General features: G+C 44.9%; 19 protein-coding genes. 6 read left to right on the forward strand and 13 right to left on the reverse strand.

The window, feature by feature from the left end; translation table 11 throughout:
• Positions 1–96: 96 nt before the first annotated feature.
• The 3 genes from T497_RS0108955 to T497_RS0108965 all read right to left on the reverse strand — a co-directional run bounded on the left by T497_RS0108955 (position 97) and on the right by T497_RS0108965 (position 3,490).
• On the reverse strand, positions 97–1,695 hold the full coding sequence (locus T497_RS0108955) for an LPXTG cell wall anchor domain-containing protein (RefSeq protein WP_028515314.1): 1,599 nt from the start codon (positions 1,693–1,695) through the stop codon (positions 97–99).
• Between the two features lie 176 nt (positions 1,696–1,871).
• A complete protein-coding gene (locus T497_RS0108960; RefSeq protein ID WP_028515315.1) occupies positions 1,872–2,684 on the reverse strand; it encodes an SH3 domain-containing protein in 813 nt (270 codons plus the stop codon).
• Between the two features lie 119 nt (positions 2,685–2,803).
• Entirely contained in the window at positions 2,804–3,490 is a 687-nt protein-coding gene (locus tag T497_RS0108965; RefSeq protein WP_028515316.1) for a response regulator transcription factor, read from the reverse strand.
• Positions 3,491–3,581: 91 nt separating this feature from the next.
• On the opposite strand from T497_RS0108965, the gene T497_RS17520 reads away from it, so the two are divergent.
• Positions 3,582–5,117, forward strand: a complete 1,536-nt coding sequence (locus tag T497_RS17520; protein ID WP_028515317.1) for a sensor histidine kinase — start codon at positions 3,582–3,584, stop codon at positions 5,115–5,117.
• Positions 5,118–5,564: 447 nt separating this feature from the next.
• On the opposite strand, the gene T497_RS0108975 is transcribed toward T497_RS17520, so the two are convergent.
• The gene (locus tag T497_RS0108975; RefSeq protein ID WP_028515318.1) at positions 5,565–6,536 is read right to left on the reverse strand and encodes a hypothetical protein; all 972 of its coding nucleotides are present in this window, start codon (positions 6,534–6,536) and stop codon (positions 5,565–5,567) included.
• A 177-nt stretch (positions 6,537–6,713) separates the two neighbouring features.
• Between T497_RS0108975 and T497_RS17525 the strand changes: the two genes are divergently transcribed.
• Positions 6,714–8,243, forward strand: coding sequence for a sensor histidine kinase (locus T497_RS17525; RefSeq protein ID WP_028515319.1), 1,530 nt, complete (start codon positions 6,714–6,716; stop codon positions 8,241–8,243).
• A gap of 341 nt (positions 8,244–8,584) precedes the next feature.
• Here T497_RS17525 and T497_RS0108985 read toward each other — a convergent pair whose 3' ends face one another.
• From T497_RS0108985 to T497_RS0108995, 3 genes are read right to left on the reverse strand one after another with little or no spacing between them, the layout of a single operon-like run.
• Positions 8,585–9,457: a DegV family protein gene (locus tag T497_RS0108985; RefSeq protein ID WP_028515320.1), complete on the reverse strand. Its 873-nt coding sequence runs from the start codon at positions 9,455–9,457 to the stop codon at positions 8,585–8,587.
• Positions 9,458–9,470: 13 nt separating this feature from the next.
• Entirely contained in the window at positions 9,471–9,968 is a 498-nt protein-coding gene (gene trmL / locus T497_RS0108990; RefSeq protein ID WP_028515321.1) for a tRNA (uridine(34)/cytosine(34)/5-carboxymethylaminomethyluridine(34)-2'-O)-methyltransferase TrmL, read from the reverse strand.
• 57 nt (positions 9,969–10,025) lie between these two features.
• Positions 10,026–11,303 carry a lectin like domain-containing protein gene (locus T497_RS0108995; protein WP_028515322.1) on the reverse strand — a complete coding sequence of 426 codons (1,278 nt, stop codon included), beginning with the start codon at positions 11,301–11,303 and terminating at the stop codon, positions 10,026–10,028.
• 97 nt (positions 11,304–11,400) lie between these two features.
• Here T497_RS0108995 and T497_RS18520 point away from each other — a divergent pair, with 97 nt between their 5' ends.
• Positions 11,401–11,574 carry a hypothetical protein gene (locus tag T497_RS18520; protein ID WP_196243033.1) on the forward strand — a complete coding sequence of 58 codons (174 nt, stop codon included), beginning with the start codon at positions 11,401–11,403 and terminating at the stop codon, positions 11,572–11,574.
• Here T497_RS18520 and ruvX read toward each other — a convergent pair.
• The 3 genes from ruvX to T497_RS0109015 all read right to left on the reverse strand — a co-directional run bounded on the left by ruvX (position 11,567) and on the right by T497_RS0109015 (position 13,943).
• Positions 11,567–11,995 carry a Holliday junction resolvase RuvX gene (gene ruvX / locus T497_RS0109005; protein WP_028515323.1) on the reverse strand — a complete coding sequence of 143 codons (429 nt, stop codon included), beginning with the start codon at positions 11,993–11,995 and terminating at the stop codon, positions 11,567–11,569. The genes T497_RS18520 and ruvX overlap by 8 nt on opposite strands.
• Before the next feature lie 266 nt (positions 11,996–12,261).
• On the reverse strand, positions 12,262–13,173 hold the full coding sequence (locus tag T497_RS0109010; RefSeq protein WP_028515324.1) for a dihydroorotate dehydrogenase: 912 nt from the start codon (positions 13,171–13,173) through the stop codon (positions 12,262–12,264).
• On the reverse strand, positions 13,173–13,943 hold the full coding sequence (locus T497_RS0109015; RefSeq protein WP_028515325.1) for a dihydroorotate dehydrogenase electron transfer subunit: 771 nt from the start codon (positions 13,941–13,943) through the stop codon (positions 13,173–13,175). The genes T497_RS0109010 and T497_RS0109015 overlap by 1 nt, the downstream gene beginning before the upstream one ends.
• Positions 13,944–14,313: 370 nt before the next feature.
• Here T497_RS0109015 and T497_RS0109020 point away from each other — a divergent pair, with 370 nt between their 5' ends.
• The 3 genes from T497_RS0109020 to T497_RS0109030 are packed head-to-tail and all read left to right on the forward strand — an operon-like array spanning position 14,314 to position 16,058.
• Positions 14,314–14,880, forward strand: coding sequence for a DUF1836 domain-containing protein (locus tag T497_RS0109020; protein ID WP_028515326.1), 567 nt, complete (start codon positions 14,314–14,316; stop codon positions 14,878–14,880).
• 49 nt (positions 14,881–14,929) lie between these two features.
• Positions 14,930–15,127, forward strand: coding sequence for a hypothetical protein (locus tag T497_RS0109025; RefSeq protein ID WP_028515327.1), 198 nt, complete (start codon positions 14,930–14,932; stop codon positions 15,125–15,127).
• Between the two features lie 34 nt (positions 15,128–15,161).
• Positions 15,162–16,058, forward strand: coding sequence for a prohibitin family protein (locus T497_RS0109030; protein WP_051530599.1), 897 nt, complete (start codon positions 15,162–15,164; stop codon positions 16,056–16,058).
• A gap of 438 nt (positions 16,059–16,496) precedes the next feature.
• Here the strand turns inward: T497_RS0109030 and T497_RS0109035 are convergent, their stop codons facing one another.
• From T497_RS0109035 to T497_RS0109045, 3 genes are read right to left on the reverse strand one after another with little or no spacing between them, the layout of a single operon-like run.
• Complete coding sequence (locus T497_RS0109035) at positions 16,497–17,294, reverse strand: amidohydrolase family protein (RefSeq protein ID WP_028515329.1); 798 nt, start codon at positions 17,292–17,294, stop codon at positions 16,497–16,499.
• Between the two features lie 6 nt (positions 17,295–17,300).
• Positions 17,301–17,651, reverse strand: coding sequence for an ArsR/SmtB family transcription factor (locus T497_RS0109040; protein ID WP_028515330.1), 351 nt, complete (start codon positions 17,649–17,651; stop codon positions 17,301–17,303).
• A gap of 10 nt (positions 17,652–17,661) precedes the next feature.
• Complete coding sequence (locus tag T497_RS0109045; RefSeq protein ID WP_028515331.1) at positions 17,662–18,093, reverse strand: hypothetical protein; 432 nt, start codon at positions 18,091–18,093, stop codon at positions 17,662–17,664.
• Positions 18,094–18,143: the final 50 nt, after the last annotated feature.

The following is an 18,143-nucleotide window of genomic DNA, read 5'->3' on the forward strand; positions in this document are numbered from 1 at the left end:
ACCGCATCATAAAAGGGAACGCTATATAAGCGTTCCCTTTATTTTTGCAGCCATTCCTTCTTTTTGAAAAATATGAGATTGACAATAACGAAGTTATTATTCTTCATCTTCTTTTTTGCGAAGCATTCCTGATTTTGTCAAAGCAAACGCACCTGCAACTGTAAGTGCAATTGCTGCGGCAATAGTTCCTGTCATTACCGTTGAATTGTTGCCTGTTTGTGGGAGGCTGACCGGGCTTTTGTCTGAGTGGAGCTCGCCTGTGCCTGTGTCAGGATCAAGAATGTATGCGTCATAAGGATTCTTGTTTTCGCCGTAAAGCGCTACAGTTACCGAATCATCTGCATTTATCATCGGCAGTGTATTTGCAGGTCTGATACCAGTCTTTTCCTCATAATCCTGTGCAGCCATGTCAGAGAGCTGTTCAACAGTGTACCTGCCGGGTTCTTCACGGCGAATAAAATGTGTCGGGCTGCCTTCCTGTTCTAAATAAATGTCATTGCAAGGACTTTCTTCTGGAGCTCTGAAGCCTGCATGGAAAGGCATTTCTCTGTTTTTGACAAGCTCAAGACCTATTATTTTTTCTTCATTCTCATTCAGCCAGTACACAGCCTGCAAAGTACCGAAATCGTTGCCGCCGGAATAGGAATATGTAAATCTGCCGTCTGTTCTGATATTGAGAACATTACAGCTTCCTTCGGTATCCTCATACCAGATACCTGCAACATCTGAAAAATCGTAGTTTTCAACTGCCATTATGTCGCGCCATTCGCCGTATTCATAGCTGCTTATCTTCCATTTGCCGTCATCAAATCTGAATTCTGCCTTGCCGTTGCCGAAAAGCTGATTTCCGCCGATTGTTAATGCTGAAAATCCGTCCATAGCAGGATCAAGAACAGCTATTCCGTACTCTGTTTCAAAACTGAAGAATGAACGTCCAACTGTTCTTACATAGAGCGAGCCGTTATATTCAGTGAAGCAGTAATCGCATTCACTGATAAATCCGTCTCTGAGGTCGCCTGTAATAGTTTCAGAGATAAAGCTCTTGAAATCGGCGATAGTTTTGAATCGTTCGTCTGTTACAAGTACATGATCGTTTACAACAGCGTCAACCACAGTATACATCGGGCTTGCGTTCATAATAGCCATAATGGTATTGAAGTCTTTCATTCTTGAAATGGCTACTTCTTTTTTGTCAGCAGTTTTTTCGTCTGAGCTCTCAGGAATAGCATTATTATCTGTGTTATCATTGCTCTGGGTGACTCGTACAAGCTGAGACATACCGCCGTTGCCTGTGATATAGACATCGCTGTCATTCTGGTGGCAGTAGCAGCCTGTATAGAAACCGTTATCGCCATAGAAAGAGAAATATGGTACACGGTAATTGCCGCCGAATGTGTCAAACTCTAATTTTACTATACCGTTCTGAGTATTGCCCTCGATATCTGTGTATACGAATGTTCCGTCATCTTTTACGTCAATAAAGCCGCTGTCGATCAAGCTTGTTAAAACATTCTTTCCTTCTTCGGCTACCTGATATTTCCAATGACCGACGATATTGCTTATATCTGTTTTATCATCAGCTGATACAGCTGTGCTCGGTGCTGATGTTGGTTCAATATCGGCTGCAAATGCTGAAACTATCGGGAATGATGTTAACAGTGCAAGTGAAGCGATACAGGAAATTATTTTTTTCATAATTATTACCTCCGTTTTATAATTGTCAGGTTTTATCGGGCTGTGTGCCTTTCTGTGATTATATGATAGCATATATTTTTCTCTCTGTGCTCAGAATTACAAAATTGTAATCGTACTGAATAAAAAAAGGAACGGTCAAGACCGTTCCTGAATTTATGGAGGCTGCAGTGCAGCTGTTATTTGATTCGTGTTATCTGTGACATACCGCCGTTGCCTGTCATATATACGTCGGAATGAGTATCATGGCAGTAACAGCCGATAAAGAACTTTTCGCCCTCATAGAAAGCAAAGAACGGAACACTGTCTGTGCCGCCGAATGTATCATAATCTACCTTTACCGTACCCGAATGGGAGTTGCCGTCAAGGTCGGTATAGACGTATGTACTGTCTGATTTTATATCGATTACGCCGTTGTCGGTCACTCCTGCTGTAATATTCATGCCTTCAGGAGCTATCTGGTATTTCCACTGACCAACAAGTTCGCTTATATCAGTAATATAAGCCTGCATACCGTCTTTGGGTATCTCCTTGACATAATCTGCGCTTATATAACCTGTTTTGCCGTTATAGCTTGTGCAGTACCAGCCTGCTTTGCCGCATGAATAAACATCTATCTGTGTGTCCTTGGGTATAGAAGTTAAAATATCTGCTGTCGGAAACGGTTCTGCTCTCAGATTAAGGTCGCCGGAATCAGTAGCAACGTATCCGCCGAATAAACGGTCTCTTTCGTTTAAAACCAGCGTTTCCTTTTCAGCTTCCTTTGCAGTAGCCTTAGCATTATCCGAAGCTTTTTCCTGTTTTTTGTCTGCTGTCGAAGCGGCAGTTGTTGCTGCTGCTTTTTCATTTCCTGCTGCTGTAGTTGATACAGCAGATGTTGTTGCTGCAACAGTCGTTACATTTTCAGAAGTTCCGCCTGTTTCTGTTTTTCCGCATGATACCATAGCTGACATCATTGTAAGTATTGCAAGACAAGTAATTATTTTTTTCATAATAAACTCTCCTTTATTTTTCGTTCAGAGAAGCGATTGATCTCTGTTGACAATGTCATTATAGCATATTGACAGAGATAGTGTTGTATAATTACAAATTTGTAATCGGAAAAAATTTTTCAGAACATAACTCGTCTTAAAACGTACTCGCCGTCAGAGGTAGACGCTATTTCATATGTGCTCATATCGTCCATATTCAGGTGTTTTTTCAGTCGGGAAATATTGACTCTTATTGTGTTTTTACTGTCCTCAACGTCGCAACCGTAGATGTTTTTGTATATCTCATGGTAGCTGATACGCTCTCCTAACCGTGAAGCAAGCATATACAGTATCTGGAGCTCTCGCTGGGGCAGTGAGCACTCTGTGCCGTCAAGAGCGGCAGAGCCTGAAAAAAGGTCTACTGTAAGATAGGGCAGTTCTATCTTCGGGTGCTGGGGAGACTGCTTGACATTGCGGCGGAGCTGAGCCTCTATACGCGCCTTTAATACATTAAGGTCATAGGGCTTGGTTATGTAGTCGTCGCCTCCGCTGCGGAAGCCCATTATCACGTCGTCATTTTCATCGCGGGCTGTAAGGAATATAACGGGAGCATTGGTTTTCTGTCTGAGTATCTTGCAGAAATCCATTCCGTCGCCGTCGGGAAGCATAACGTCAAGGAGTACAAGGTCGGGAACACATTCCTCCAGTTTGAATGCGGCAGTCTGCACCGAATCCGCACAATGAACGGTATATCCTTCATTTTCAAGGAATGAGCGGTTGATTCGCATGATATCGGAATCGTCTTCTACTAATAAAATGTGTGACATAAAAACTCCCCCTGATTACAGTTCTGTAATTTAGTTCACTTATAATAAAAAATATGGTATAATGTATTCAGCCAATAAAGGAGGCGATAACATGAATAAAAAGAAATCAAAGCTTCGCCGTAAATTATTTGTATTGATATTGGTTTCCATGCTTTTTATTCTCATATGCATGATAGCTGTATTCGCATTCTTCACAAGTCATTTAAGAACACAGGAAAAAGACTCGCTTACTCAGTTTTCAAAGGATATGCAGGACTATTACTTTGAAGATCAGGTAATGATGCTGTACAATACAAATCAGTATACTGTCGGACTTATCTCATATCTGACTGAAGAAAGGTTTTATCCCACCGATTCAGGTGCTGAATTTGAGGCGGAGATCGATCACATAATGAACGTTTATTGTTCCACTATGAATATGGAGAATGAAGCGTCGCTTTATACGGATATAGTATTGTTTTACTATAATGATTTCTTTTACAGTCCCAGCGGTCAATCACGTACCCAAGCCGAAGAAATCCTTTCCGAACTGTTTTTTGACGAGCGCCGTCAGAGCGAAATAGGAAAATATCCCTTTCCTGACGGAATTACATGGTTAATGGAAAGCGGAGCGGATTATTCGACAATAAAAGCTGATGATTCCATTACAGCGATAGGAATAAATACAGTAAATTGTTTTGAAGCTCCATTAAAGATATGTGTCATCAAAAAACAGTATTATAACAAAGAAATAGATAATTATTCCAAGGTTTTTATAGATGAATATGCGGATAAAGCCAACAGATCCAGTACCAGTGCACTGAAAAGAGCTCTTTTGATAATGGCTGCTGCATTGATAATGATGATCCTGCTATGTCTGTTCTATACCCGAAAAATAACAGGATATATTGCTGATCCGATCGAAATGGAACAACTCCGCGCACAGCAGGAGAAAGAGGCTCTTGAAGAAGCCAACCGAATGAAAACAGCCTTTCTCTCAGACGCTTCCCACGAACTTAAAACGCCTCTTGCAGCGATGTCGGGTTATGCTCAGAATGCGGAAATGGACCTTGCAAACGGCGGCAGTACAGCTCTTGTACAGGAAAAACTCAAGCGTATCAGTTCCGAATCCAATCGCATGGCTCTCATGGTTACCCAGATACTTGACGCAACACGTATTGAGGAAGGACGAATGGTTCTTGAACTTGCTCCCTGCGATATTGAAAGCCTTGTGCGCGAGACCGTTGAGACTTATTTCGCAGTTCTGAACAAAAACAACAACCGCCTTGCACTCCGTATACCGCTTGAATTGCCAAAGGTCGAAGCCGACAGTTCGAGATTGCAGAGAGTATTCGTAAATCTCATCTCCAACGCCTTAAAGCACACTAAAAACGGTACAATACTCGTTAAGGCAGAGGAAGAAGACAGCTTCGTCAAAGTCACCGTAAAGGATACGGGAAGCGGTATCTCGGAAGAGGATATGCCTCATATCTGGGAGCGGTATTACAAGGGAAAGCACTCCGAAACAGGCACGGGACTTGGATTGTTCATATGCAAATTCATAATCGAGTCCCACGGCGGAAAGATATGGGCAGAAAGCGAAGTCGGCAAGGGTACGGCGTTTATGTTTACTTTGCCAATAAAATAAGTATATTTTACATTATAACATATATAATCAAAAATAGCAACAACTGTATAAAAAAGTTGTTGTTAAATTAAGATTTCTGAAATTAATGGTTATTACATAATAAAACAGCCTGTACGTTTCTGTACAGGCTGTTTTTGATATATAAAATGGCAGTCCAATAACCGTAATACTTATATAGAATTTTATGCTTATTATTGAGAGAACCCCTTTTGAAAAAAGGGCTTCTCTCAAACTCTCTCCCTAAAACTTTCGTTTTGTTTTTTCACAGATAGGGCGCACCTGCATTTTGCAGGTCTTTTTTATTTATGGAGCGCCCTATCTGAGAAAAAACCAGATAAAAGTCTTTGGAAAGGGGTTCGGGGAAGAACCTTTCCTCAGAAAGGTTTTCCCCGATAAAAAACTATAAGTTCCTATATGAGTATCATGGTTAATGAACTGCCATTTTTATTATCCGATCTTGCTGAAACCGACCTGACGGGCAGTGCCTTCTTTGCAGTCTTCCCAAAAGAGCGTACCGCCCTTGATATTGAATCTTGCAGTGCCGTCACTGTAAACCGTCACGGGCTCCAGAATATCACCGTTAGGTGCATGATCTGTTCTGCTCAGTGTTCCGCCGCCGGTGCATTCGATATATGTGCCGTCTTCACTGCATACGCAGCTGTAATTCCACAGATAATCTGCAACTGCACTGTGTGCAGAAACCTCTGCGTTAATGGATTCGCGGTTCCTGCTTATCTGAATGTAATAATTATTGCCGTTCCATTGTGTTTCGCTTGCCCACTGTCCGATATACTCGTCAAATGGGTTTTCAGCTGTTACGGGAGTCTTGTTTTCCTCTGCGGGAGAATAGTCTCCTGACATGACGAAGGATATTGCAGACGAATCAAAGCCCGAGCAGAGTCTCGGCGGCATATCATCTGACCAGCTCAGTCTGAAATCCTCCCATTTGCTGCCGTCTGCCTTGAAGAAACAGTACCATGCGTTAGAATGTGTGCCGTCAATGTCCTGTATCTCGATTTCGATTTTGCCGCATTCTTTTCCGCCGCCGCGGTACGCAAGCTCGTATGAGCCGTCAGCATCGACAGTAAGAGTGCGTGGATCGAGGGCGTTTTCTTCATACCATGTACCGATTATAAGCATATAATCAGACTTGTTTATAGGTGAAGCACCGCTGCTTACAGGTGATCCTGCTGCTGTGTTGTTTTCATTTGCTTTGGTTTTAGCTTCGTTGGTGTTGCTCTTTGCACTTGTAGTGGTTGAAGCTGTTTTGCTTGCAGTTGAAGCAGCTATTGTTGATACAGCTGTTGAGGAAACTGTGACCTTTGATGATACTCCGCCGTTTTCGGAAGATGTACGTCCGCATGAAACTGTTGCGAACAGCATTGTAAGTATTGCAATATAAGAAACTATTTTTTTCATAATAATTCTCCTTTAATGATTTTTCATGACTGTTTATCATGTTTACAATACTGTTATACCACATTCAGACATGAAATGCTGAAAAATTACAGATTTGTAATCCTATATACTTTGTTCTGAAAATATGGTATAATGTTCGTAATAAAAAATGTAAATTCCTTTAAGGAGCAAATATATATGAAAAAGAACTATTCCAAGAGCCGCTTGCTTAAAAGACGGCTTCTTATCGCATTTATTACCAGTCTTCTGACTGTTATCGGAATATGTACCGTAATTTTCAATGTTATGTATCATCAGGCATTGAACAGCGTGGATAAGCACTCCAGAGAGCTTGCCGATAAAACGGTCAATACTGTTTCTGAAGCATATTATCAGATGAATCTTTCAGCAGCACAGGGGACAATGTCTTTATTCGGCAGAAATATAGGTACTGAAATAAATGCGTATGAGCAGCATTTCCGCAATCAGGAAGACCTTATCACATATGTGGCGCCAAGTGCGCAGCCGTATTTAAGGGATACCTGTCATTCAAGCGGTATTTTCTTTATACTTACAAATGACGGTATACAGGGCATAGATTTACAATATGGTGAAAGCTGCGATCAGCTTGCAGAAGAATTGTTTGAAACTCTTGATCAGATTGTTAAAGAAAATCCGGAATACTACGGATATTACCCGACTTTCAGAGATCATGTCTATAATCACCGCAAAACTCTCGGCGGAAATTACTTAAAAGCAGGAAAAGGTCAGATAATAGCATGGGATAACCTCATAAACTACTCGGAATACGACTTGTGTTACGGTATTATCGTAAATGAAGCCAATAACTGGCTCGTAGCACCTGTGAATGAAGTAACAAAAATCGAGTCTATCGCGCTCAACAGAAAATTAGATACTATATTCAGAAAATACGTTTATATAATGCTCGCTTCTATAGGCGGAGTCTTCCTGATGTTTATCATCATTTCCTTTATTCTTTCAAAGAAGCTTGCGGATCCTGTCGTTTCTGAGCATGATATGCTCGTAAAGGTAAACGAAATGAAGACCGCGTTCCTCTCAGACGCTTCCCACGAATTGAAAACGCCTCTTGCAGCGATGTCGGGTTATGCTCAGAATGCGGAAATGGACCTTGCAAACGGCGGCAGTACAGCTCTTGTACAGGAAAAGCTCAAGCGTATCAGTTCCGAATCCAATCGCATGGCTCTCATGGTTACCCAGATACTTGACGCAACACGTATTGAGGAAGGACGCATGGTTCTTGAAATTGCTCCCTGCGATATTGAAAGCCTTGTGCGTGAGACCGTTGAGACCTATTTTGCAGTTCTGAACAAAAACAACAATCGTCTTGCACTTCGTATACCGCTTGAATTGCCAAAGGTCGAAGCCGACAGTTCAAGATTGCAGAGAGTATTCGTAAATCTCATCTCCAATGCCTTAAAGCACACTAAAAACGGTACAATACTCGTTAAGGCAGAGGAAGAAGACAGCTTCGTCAAAGTCACCGTAAAGGATACGGGAAGCGGTATCTCGGAAGAAGATATGCCTCATATCTGGGAGCGCTATTACAAGGGTAAGCACTCCGAAACAGGCACGGGACTTGGATTGTTCATATGCAAATTCATAATCGAGTCCCACGGCGGCAAGATATGGGCAGAAAGCGAAGTCGGCAAGGGCACGGCGTTTATGTTTACGTTGCCTATAAAATAAGTAGATGACCGATTATTATAAGATGCATTACACCGCATCATAACAAAAAGGGAACGCATAAGCGTAGTACTTATATAGAAGTTTTATGCTTATTATTGAGAGAACCCCTTTTGAAAAAGGGGCTTCTCTCAAACTCTCTCCCTAAAACTTTCGTTTTGTTTTTTCTCAGATAGGGCGCACCTGCATTTTTACAGGATTTTTTCATTTATGGAGCGCCCTATCTGAGAAAAAACCAGATAAAAGTCTTTGGAAAGGGGTATGGGGGAGAACCTTTCCTCAGAAAGGTTTCCCCCATAATTAACTATAAGCTTCTATATGAGTATCACGGTTAAGCGTTCCCTTTATTTATTCTTGCGTCTTACGACAACAGCCACAAGGTCAGGACCGATATTAGCGGTTACAACGGCGCCTATGCTGCCGAACATCTCAGCCTTTCTGCCCGTCTTTTTAGCAAGCTCCTTTTCGACTTCCTTAGCCACGGTGTCGTCCTTGCCGTGGAGCATGATATACGGAGTCTGTGGAGTCATATTCTTCTCGACTATCTCAACGAGCTTGGAAACGATATTCTTTTCGCCTCTTATCTTGTCAACAGTTTCGGTATTTCCGTCAGCGAACATGATAACGGGCTTGAGTCCAAGAAGCTCTCCCGCAAAAGCCTTTGCTGCGGAGATACGTCCCGATTTCTTGGCATATTTGAGAGTGAACGGAACTGCATAGATGGCACTTACGTTGAACCAGTCCTCCAGATAAGCAACTATCTCCTCGGGCTCAGCGCCGCGGCGTATCTTTTTGGCGGCTTCCATAACGGGATAACCGTAGAAAAGAGAGTAGCACTTTGAGTCGATATTGTATATGCGCATTTTTCCCTCTGCCTCGGGATTATTTTCGTAAAAATCGTTCTTTGCAAGGACAGAGTTATTGAATGTACCCGAGCCCTTTGAGTTTATAGACACGCTGATGATATCTGTGTAGCCCTTTTCAAAAAGCTCCTTGTAGGTCTCCTCAAAGGTTATGGGAGAAATCTGTGAGTGCTTCGGTATCTCGTCGGTAGTTTCGAGAAGCTCATAGAACTCCTTTGTTGACTTGTCGTAAATCTCCCTGAAGCTCTCGCCGCCAACGGTGAGAGTAAAGGGAAGCACCTTTATGCCCAGCTCCTTTATTGTTTCTTTGGGAAGGTCGCAGCATGAATCGGTAAGTATAGCGATCTTGTTCATAGTTTTGTCTCCTTTACCATTCGTATTTTGTAAGCTTTCCCTCACGGGAAAGGTCGGGATAGTCCCATTGTCTCAGCACCTCGTAGACCGCTATTGCCACGGAGTTTGAGAGATTGAGGCTGCGCAGTTCATTGCGCATAGGTATTCTTACACAGCTCTCGGGATTGTCGTGGAGAAGCTCCTCGGGAAGTCCCTTGTCCTCCCGTCCGAAAACAAGGTAGGAATTATCGGGGTATTCCGCTTCACTGTGGACGTGAAGTCCCTTTGTAGTGAAGTAGAAGAAATGACCGCCCTTGTTTTTCTCGAAGAAGTCCGCGAGGCTGTCGTAATAGGTGATGTCCAGCTTGTCCCAGTAGTCCAGACCTGCACGTTTCAGGTGCTTGTCGCTGACCTCGAAGCCCAGCGGACGGACGAGGTGCAGTCTTGCTCCCGTAACGGCGCAGGTTCGGGAGATATTTCCCGTATTCTGCGGTATCTGCGGTTCTACAAGGACGATATTGAGATTTTGCATAATTATCCTTCTATATAGTTTTATTTCAACTTCGTCTGTACGGAGAAAAAAGCCTGTTTATTTGGCGAAAAGCGCCTTTATACAGCAGTTATGGGGCTCAAAGTCAATATCCAGCGATTTTTTTATATCAGCGTCGGTGAGGTCCTTCCAGCCCGTTACGCAGTCATCGATGTATACAAAGGACTGTCCGCTTTCGGAAACTGTCCTGTATTCAGTGTCGCCGTAGTCGATATCCTCGCCTTCAACGGGAGCTCCCTTTTCATATGAGATGACAACGGCAAAGTCCGTAACATCAACGGGCTCATCAAGTTTTATGGTATGATAGCCGTGATAATCGAGGACAGCGTCCTGTGTATACAGGATATCCTTGAAGTCGGCGCTGTATACCTGTATCTTGATATTCTGCTCGTCAAAGTCATTATATGTTCCCACAGCGGCAAGCTTGCCCGACTTATGGAAAACATTTGCGGTATTTGTCCATTCGCCTGTTTTTATGTACTTATCCTCTTCGTTGCCTGCGTCATAGCTGAGGATATCACCGTATTTATCGGTTACGGAGTGGCTTATGCCATACTCTAAAGGCGCACAATAGGACACATAAAAAAATCCTGCCGAGCCAAAAGAGCTGTTATAGCAAATCCACGCACCGTCCTCGGAAGCAGGCTCTTTGAAGTAATCCTTCGGGAAGTGGTCGTCATAGCCGATTATGGTAATATCATGGTCGAATTCTTTTTTTGAATAATTAAGGGTATAATACTGTCCGAACCAGCCTTTATATTTTTCATCGGTATCGTTTACTCCGATAGCGACTCCGCCGCGGTTTTTCACAGCTTTTTTTATTGCTTCACGGTCTTTCACATCTAATATTACCGAGCTGTCGATAACATAGTCGCCGAATCCGTTAGTCAGAGTTTCTGTCAACATCCACTGCCAGCCGCCGAGCTCTTTAGGATCAACGCCTTCTTTCGGGAAAAAACCTTCATTCTTTTCATTTATATAGGTGATGTCGAGCAGTTCGAGCTGGTCTATCGAGGGATAGCTGCCGTACTTTTTAGCGTAGGCTGTTCCCATTCCTGCCACACCTGCATAAATCCAGCAGGTGCCGTATTTCTGCGTTTCCATTTTAAAATCGGATATTTCGTCCGCAATATTATAGTATCCGTCCTCACCGTGAACGTAGTCGCAGAACTTCTTCTCCTTTGTGGTTGTTTCAGCGGTGGTTTCAGCAGCAGTTGTTGTTTCGGTGAACTTATCGGAAGAGGTGTTATTATCCGAACAGCTGCAAACTGAAAGTATATTTGCCAGTAAAAGTGATATTATAAGAAGTTTTTTCATCGTTATTTTCCTTTCGTGATATCGGAATACTTCAGCGCTTTTTTCAGATAATATTACTGTCCGCCCTCGCGGATAATAAACAATGGAGTATTGTGTTATGAACTTGATGTCACTTGCAAAGGGTGCGGCTGCGGGAGCTGTAGTAGGCTTTGCCTGCTATGCGCTGTCCAACGCCCGTCCCATGAAGAAAATGAGCATAAAGCGCGACGCAGGGAAAACTCTCAAAGCCGCAGGAAATCTGCTTGACGATATAAAGTCTGTGCTTATGTAGGCTCGCCCGAATTGCGTCTGTAGCCTAAATAGCTCTCGAGGATAAGCACTGCCGCCACTGCGTCGACTACAGCCTTGCGTTTTTTGCCGCGTGTGTTGGTGACGTTCAGCGCGTTATGTGCTGAAACTGTGGTGCAGCGCTCGTCCCAGAGCTTAACGGCAACGCCTGTGAGCTTTTCAAGCTCCTCGGCGAAAAGCTTGCATTTTTCGGCTCTTTCACCGACAGTTCCGTTCATATTCATGGGATAGCCCACCACTATCTGCTCGGCACGCTGTTCTTTGGCAAGAGCAGCGGTTTTTTCTATACATTTTGTGAAGTCCTTTTCGGCGATGACCGTCACGGGAGAAGCTATCATCTCGCTTTTTCCGCATACTGCGATACCCGTTCTTGCGTCGCCGAAGTCAACTGACATTATAATCATTGTATTTTTCCTTTGTAATATTGTAGGGGACGGCGTCCTCGACGTTCCATTAAAGGGACGCCTTCTCTTGCAAGGCGTCCCCTCTCAAAAAATAGTCCACTGGACTATTTTTTGATTCACCCCTTGCGAGGCGTCTTCGTTATTTGGGCGCTGCCCAAACCCGCAAGGGCTGTCAGCCCTTGACCTGACCAAAGGAACACGTCCCTTTGGAATCCCGTTCATACGCTCAATAAAATGCAATTAAAACGCAAATTCTACTTACTGTATCACCACGGCTTTACCGTGCCGATGATATCCTTGACCGAAGCAATGCCCTTGCTGTCCAGCCAGTCGTTCATTTCCTCGACTATGCGTACAGGCGCATATGGATCGGTGAATATAGCCGCGCCCACCTGTACTGCGGAGGCTCCTGCCATCATCAGCTCAATAGCGTCACGTCCCGAGGACACGCCGCCCATGCCGATAACAGGGATATTGACTGCGTTTGCCACCTGCCATACCATGCGTACAGCAATAGGGAATACCGCAGGACCGCTCATTCCGCCTACGTTGTTGCGGAGAATAGGTCTGCCTGTGTTTATGTCTATCCTCATGCCGAGGAGAGTATTTATCAGCGATACTGCGTCAGCACCTGCGGCTTCAACAGATTTAGCGATGTCAGCAATGCTTGTAACATTTGGCGAGAGTTTTACCACAAGGGGCTTCTTTGTAGCTGCACGGACCTTTCTTGTGACCTCAGCCGCCATTTCGCAGCTCGTACCGAATGCCGCACCGCCCTGCTTAACGTTAGGGCAGGAGATATTCAGCTCTATCATGTGCACGTCTGTATCTTCCAGCTTTGCGGCTACCTCTGCGCACTCGTCGGGAGTTGAGCCTGCGATATTTGCAAGGACTACAAGGTCCTTTGTGAGCAGATAGGGAAGCTCGGTGTCGATGAAATGGTCGATACCGGGGTTCTGGAGACCTACGGAATTGAGCATACCCGAGGGAGTCTCAGCTATTCTCGGAGCAAGATTTCCCGTGCGGAGATGAAGTGTTGTGCCCTTTGTAGCGATTCCGCCCAGCTTGTCAAGAGGGAAGAGCTCCTCGTATTCGCGTCCGTAGCCGAATACTCCCGAAGCAGGGATAATAGGGTTTTTGAAGTCTACGCCGCAGACTTTTACAGAAAGATCAGCCATTACCAGAGCACCTCCTCAGCATTGAATACAGGACCGTCCTTGCAGACGTGGGCGAAATATTCCTCGTCATTGCGCTTTGTCTTGCAGGCACAGCCCAGACAGGCTCCGATACCGCAAGCCATGCGCTCCTCAAGGGATATCTCGCAGAATATACCGTTTTCCTTACATATAGCGGATATGCCTTTCAGCATTGGCATAGGACCGCAGGCGTATACCGCGTCAATACCGCCTTTTTCGGCAAGCTCCTTGAATGGCTGTGTTACAAAGCCGTGAATACCTGCGGAGCCGTCGTCGGTGCAGAGGATAGTTTCAGCGCCTGTCTTGCGGAGATCCTCCTGAAGAATAACTGCGGAAGCGTTCCTGAAGCCGCTAATAGCCACAGCCTTTTCGCCGTAAGCCTTTGCAAGGGGCAGCATTGGCGGAGTTCCGATACCGCCGCCGATGAGAACCACCTTTTTGAAGCTGTTATCCACTGTGAAGCCGTGTCCGAGAGGAGCCAGCATATCGATGAGGTCGCCCTGGTTTAGCTTGGCTATCTCGGCAGTGCCCTCGCCGCGTATCTCGAAAACGATACGGAGAGTGCCCTTTTCCTTGTCGATGCCGCAGATAGAGATAGGTCTGCGGAGAGTATAGCCCTTTGCCCTGATATGTACGAACTGTCCGGGAGCCGCAGCTGCCGCCACCTCTGGACAGGCAATGGTGAAGCTGTATATCTCACGGGCAATAGCGGATTTTTCTTTTATAATGTATTGTCCCTGCGTGTACTTCATATTCTTCTCCTTTTATCATAATTTAGAGTTGAGAGTTTAGAGTGTAGAGTTGAGAGTTAATGAGTTCGCTTCGCTCACATTATTTTAATAATGTCGCCGCAGGCGACACCATAACTTTCAACTCTCAACTTTGCGTTTATTCGCAAAATAACGATTTATATTATTATACCATATTGTCTGCAAATTATCAAGCTGTTGCCTGCAAAATTAAAAATGTGAGAAAAACTGCGAAAAAGTTTGAAAATCAATGAAATAATATGATAACTTCAAAAAAATATCAGAAATCCCGTAAAAACGTCCGCAGATTATACTTGCAGTTCAAATGAACCTGTGATATAATCATATCATCACAGGAAAGGAGATAACGACTATGAACAGGCTTATCCCGGGTACTACAATGAAGTTTTCAGAGCAGGCAAGAGAATCTGCTTTTTCACTTATATCACCCGTTCTTGAAGCTACAGGCGGTCTTACGCTTTCACAGCTCTCAAAGCTGACAGGTCTGGAGGGTACTACCATTCAGAACTGGATAAAGCGCGGCTGGGTATCGGCTACAAAAGGCAAGAAATACTCCGAAAAACAGATACTCCGCATACTGCTTATCAATATGCTCCGCAAGGCTATGAAGCTGGAGGATATTGCGAATCTTATGCGCTACATTAACGGCGACGTTGAGGACACTTCAGACGATATCATCGAGGATATACTCCTTTACGATATCCTTTGCAGGATAATCTTCACCGCCGAGGACGAGGGAGCCTTTGATACAGACCATATCAAGTCCCTTGTAGCCCGTGAGGTAGCGGATAACACAAAGGAGATAGCAGACGATGAAAAGCTCAAAAAGGCTATGTACGTCATGGTAATGGGCTACAGAAGCGGCTGTCTCAGGACAGAAATGGAAAAGGGATTGGAAGTCATTCTTGACGAGATGTAAGGTTTAGGGGTAAACATTACGGATATACGATATATGGGAGGTTTTGGAAATGAATGTTGTAACTGCAATACTTATGAGCAAGAAGAAGATAATCAAGCTTTTCGAGATTTCAAAGGCGTTTTCGGCAGACAGTGCCAAAACTCTGCACGAAATGGGGATCTACAATCCCGAAGCGACCTTTGAGCTGCTTTATGACAATGTAATCTCGGCAACAGAGGACGGAAAATATTATCTCAACAGGAATTAAATTACAGGCAAACGGCTGAAAAAGGAGAATCATTATGGGTGTTAATGTTAGAGAAGTAAACGGAAACAATATGGCTAAGAAGCCAAGTTTCAAGGGCGTAAAATGGATAGTTATCGGAGCTGCTGCCATATTCGTTGCAGTAAACTCCTTCACTATAGTTCCCGCAGGTAATACGGGCGTTGTACTTACACTTGGCGAGGTATCGGCAAATCCGCTGTCGGAGGGCTTCCATGTAAAGGCTCCCTTTGTTCAGTCAGTCGAGAATATGTCCAATAAGATACAGGTCTATGAGACACCTGCTTCGGCAGTATCCAAGGACCTCCAGACCGTAAGCAGCAGTATCGCTGTAAACTACAGACTGGTTTCGGACAAGTCGCCTGATATGTACAAGAATGTTGGCGTTGATTATCAGACCATACTCATTACCCCTGTAGTTCAGGAGTGCATGAAGTCTGCAACTGCAAAGTACAACGCAGAACAGCTTATTACAGACCGTGAGTCTGTAAGCAATGAGGTCAAGACAGCTCTTGACAGCAAGCTGAATTCCTATGGTATCTATATAGAAAAGTTCAATATCGTGAATTTTGACTTCTCTGCTGAGTTCAACACAGCTATCGAAGCTAAGCAGGTAGCTGAGCAGAATCTGCTCAAGACCAAGACAGAGCAGGAGCAGGCTAAGGTAATCGCTAACACCGAGGCTGAAAAGAAGGTAATTGCAGCAAAGGCTGAGGCAGAGGCTATACTCAAGCAGGCACAGGCTCAGGCAGACGCTAACAAGCTCCTTGAGGAGTCGCTTTCCAACAAGGTCATCGCTTACGAGCAGATCCAGAAGTGGGACGGCGTAATGCCTAAGGTAACAGGCAAGGACGGCGGACTGCTCATAGACGTCAATATCGACGATAAAGCTGCACCAAGCGGACAGAATGACTGATCGAAATTATCTTACGGGGGGACAAATAAGCTGCTCTCGGAGCGGCAATAAATAGCTTCTTTCTCTCACAAGGGGGGGGAGAAAGGAACTCATCTGACCAAGATAGGGATAGGAGCTCGGTCAATAAAGGAGCTCCAAACAAAAAAGTGCGGAGTCGGGGGACTGCCGCACGTTGGGGTAAACATTATTTCATATTGCGGAGAGATTTCCGAAAGCTTATGTAGGGGTACATAAGCTTTTCTTTTTGCAGCGTGACGCTGCACCCTTGCCACGTTGTCGCTCGTAAACTCGCTTACTATTGTAAAAATCGTTAATTATATATCGCTTACAGCACATAATGAACGGGATTCCAAAGGCAGTGCCTATGGCAGGGGGGGCAAAGCCCCGCAGTTACGAAGGCGCCCTGCAAGAGAGGGCGTCCGTTAAATTATTGCGAGATCAGATACCAAGCAGTTTTTCTGCGTTTTTGTAGAAGATTAGCTCTTTTTCCTCATTTGTGAGGGGCATACGCTCTATCATGGCTATCTCGTTGGCAGGTTCGTCCCACGGACAGTCGCTGCCGAACAGCACGCGCTCAGCGCCCTGCTTCTTTAATATGCGCAGTAGCTGGTCATCGTCGATATACCGCGATATAACGCTTACGTCGAACCACAGGTTCTCAAATTTGCCTGCGGTGTATTTCTCAATATCGTCCCAGAGCTTCATTCCGCCGAGGTGTGCGGCGACTATTTTAAGCTTAGGGAAAGTCTTTGCCACAGCCGCGAAGCTCTTAGGAGTGGCTTTTATCTCGCCTTCCGAGTACGGATCCCAGCCGCCGTGGAATACGGCGATAAGTCCGAGCTCGGCTATTTTTTCGTAAATAGGGAACATTCTCTCCTCGTCGGGGCAGAAATCCTGATATTCCGAGTGGAATTTGACTCCGCAGAGCCCGAGGGAGCGTATCCTTTCCAGTTCCTCTAAGGCGTTCTCGGCGGCAGGGTGGACTGTTCCGCAGCAGTAAAGTCCGCCGCCCATTACAGAGGCTGCCCAGTTGTTGATAGTCTCCTGCTGTGAGGGCTTTGTGGCAACGGGGAGCAGAAGTGCGCGGTCAATGCCGTTTTTTTCAAGCTTGCGGCGAAGTCCGCTTACAGTGCCGTCTGTGGCAGGCTGTATGCCGCTGGTAAGGGAAAGCCCCTCAACAGCCCGATTTGCAAGGTCGTCGGTAAAAGCATGGGTATGGAAATCAAAGTACCTCATTGTTCATCACTCCATTACGTGCTCCATTGCGTGATAAAAAATGGTCTTTACGTGGTCGTCGCAGATAGAATAGAAAATGGTCTTGCCGTCCCGTCGTGAGCTCACAAGACGAGCCTGCTTCAGCACTCTCAGCTGGTGTGATATGGCGGACTGCGTCATGTTTAACAGACGCGCTATATCACAGACGCACATCTCGCTCTGGCAGAGCACGAAAATTATCCTTACCCTTGTGGCGTCGCCTAATACCTTGAGAAGCTCCGCAGCCTCAAAGAGCAGGGCTTCGTCGGGCATGACCTTTGCGACTTTTTCAACAATATCCTTATGCACTCCGTGAGTGCCGCAAATGTGTTCGTCCATGGGAGTCTCCTTATCTCAGAATCATAAATACTGCGGCAGCCGTGGCAATAGTCAGCAGAAAGCCGATAGTGCAGGTGGCGCAGGCGAATTTATCGTAAACGAATTTCTTGTTTTTTGCCAGAAATACCGTGGAGTCCTTATCGCTGCGGTATAGCTTGCTGCGAAACAAGCCCTCTTCGGGGAAAACGTTGGGGTATTCGGTGCCGTCGATAGTGTAGTAGGCTACCTTGAAGCTGCTTCGGGGGCTTTTGTCAATGCGCGAGAACACAGCTTTGTGCTTTTTTGTGAAGAACAGCCGCACAAAAAAGAAGCACAGCAGCGCCAGCGAGACAACGTAGATAAGTCCGAGGAGCGCCGCTCCTGCCGCAAGGAGATATATAGTTTTTATGCCTAGGATAAGGCAAAGAACCACTATTATCACGATGACGAGAATAAACTCCATAAAACGTCCCCCTTTCCGCTGTTTATATAAACATTATACCATATTTCACA

This window comes from Ruminococcus flavefaciens MA2007 (assembly GCF_000621845.1).
Taxonomy (GTDB): Bacteria; Bacillota; Clostridia; order Oscillospirales; family Ruminococcaceae; genus Ruminococcus; species Ruminococcus flavefaciens_E.

Bases quoted from the DNA above. Each gene is read 5' to 3' on its own strand.
- T497_RS0108955 (WP_028515314.1), bottom strand. From the start codon at position 1,695: ATGAAAAAAATAATTTCCTGTATCGCTTCACTTGCACTGTTAACATCA.
- T497_RS0108960 (WP_028515315.1), bottom strand. From the start codon at position 2,684: ATGAAAAAAATAATTACTTGTCTTGCAATACTTACAATGATGTCAGCT.
- T497_RS0108965 (WP_028515316.1), bottom strand. From the start codon at position 3,490: ATGTCACACATTTTATTAGTAGAAGACGATTCCGATATCATGCGAATC.
- T497_RS17520 (WP_028515317.1), top strand. From the start codon at position 3,582: ATGAATAAAAAGAAATCAAAGCTTCGCCGTAAATTATTTGTATTGATA.
- T497_RS0108975 (WP_028515318.1), bottom strand. From the start codon at position 6,536: ATGAAAAAAATAGTTTCTTATATTGCAATACTTACAATGCTGTTCGCA.
- T497_RS17525 (WP_028515319.1), top strand. From the start codon at position 6,714: ATGAAAAAGAACTATTCCAAGAGCCGCTTGCTTAAAAGACGGCTTCTT.
- T497_RS0108985 (WP_028515320.1), bottom strand. From the start codon at position 9,457: ATGAACAAGATCGCTATACTTACCGATTCATGCTGCGACCTTCCCAAA.
- trmL (WP_028515321.1), bottom strand. From the start codon at position 9,968: ATGCAAAATCTCAATATCGTCCTTGTAGAACCGCAGATACCGCAGAAT.
- T497_RS0108995 (WP_028515322.1), bottom strand. From the start codon at position 11,303: ATGAAAAAACTTCTTATAATATCACTTTTACTGGCAAATATACTTTCA.
- T497_RS18520 (WP_196243033.1), top strand. From the start codon at position 11,401: ATGAACTTGATGTCACTTGCAAAGGGTGCGGCTGCGGGAGCTGTAGTA.
- ruvX (WP_028515323.1), bottom strand. From the start codon at position 11,995: ATGATTATAATGTCAGTTGACTTCGGCGACGCAAGAACGGGTATCGCA.
- T497_RS0109010 (WP_028515324.1), bottom strand. From the start codon at position 13,173: ATGGCTGATCTTTCTGTAAAAGTCTGCGGCGTAGACTTCAAAAACCCT.
- T497_RS0109015 (WP_028515325.1), bottom strand. From the start codon at position 13,943: ATGAAGTACACGCAGGGACAATACATTATAAAAGAAAAATCCGCTATT.
- T497_RS0109020 (WP_028515326.1), top strand. From the start codon at position 14,314: ATGAACAGGCTTATCCCGGGTACTACAATGAAGTTTTCAGAGCAGGCA.
- T497_RS0109025 (WP_028515327.1), top strand. From the start codon at position 14,930: ATGAATGTTGTAACTGCAATACTTATGAGCAAGAAGAAGATAATCAAG.
- T497_RS0109030 (WP_051530599.1), top strand. From the start codon at position 15,162: ATGGGTGTTAATGTTAGAGAAGTAAACGGAAACAATATGGCTAAGAAG.
- T497_RS0109035 (WP_028515329.1), bottom strand. From the start codon at position 17,294: ATGAGGTACTTTGATTTCCATACCCATGCTTTTACCGACGACCTTGCA.
- T497_RS0109040 (WP_028515330.1), bottom strand. From the start codon at position 17,651: ATGGACGAACACATTTGCGGCACTCACGGAGTGCATAAGGATATTGTT.
- T497_RS0109045 (WP_028515331.1), bottom strand. From the start codon at position 18,093: ATGGAGTTTATTCTCGTCATCGTGATAATAGTGGTTCTTTGCCTTATC.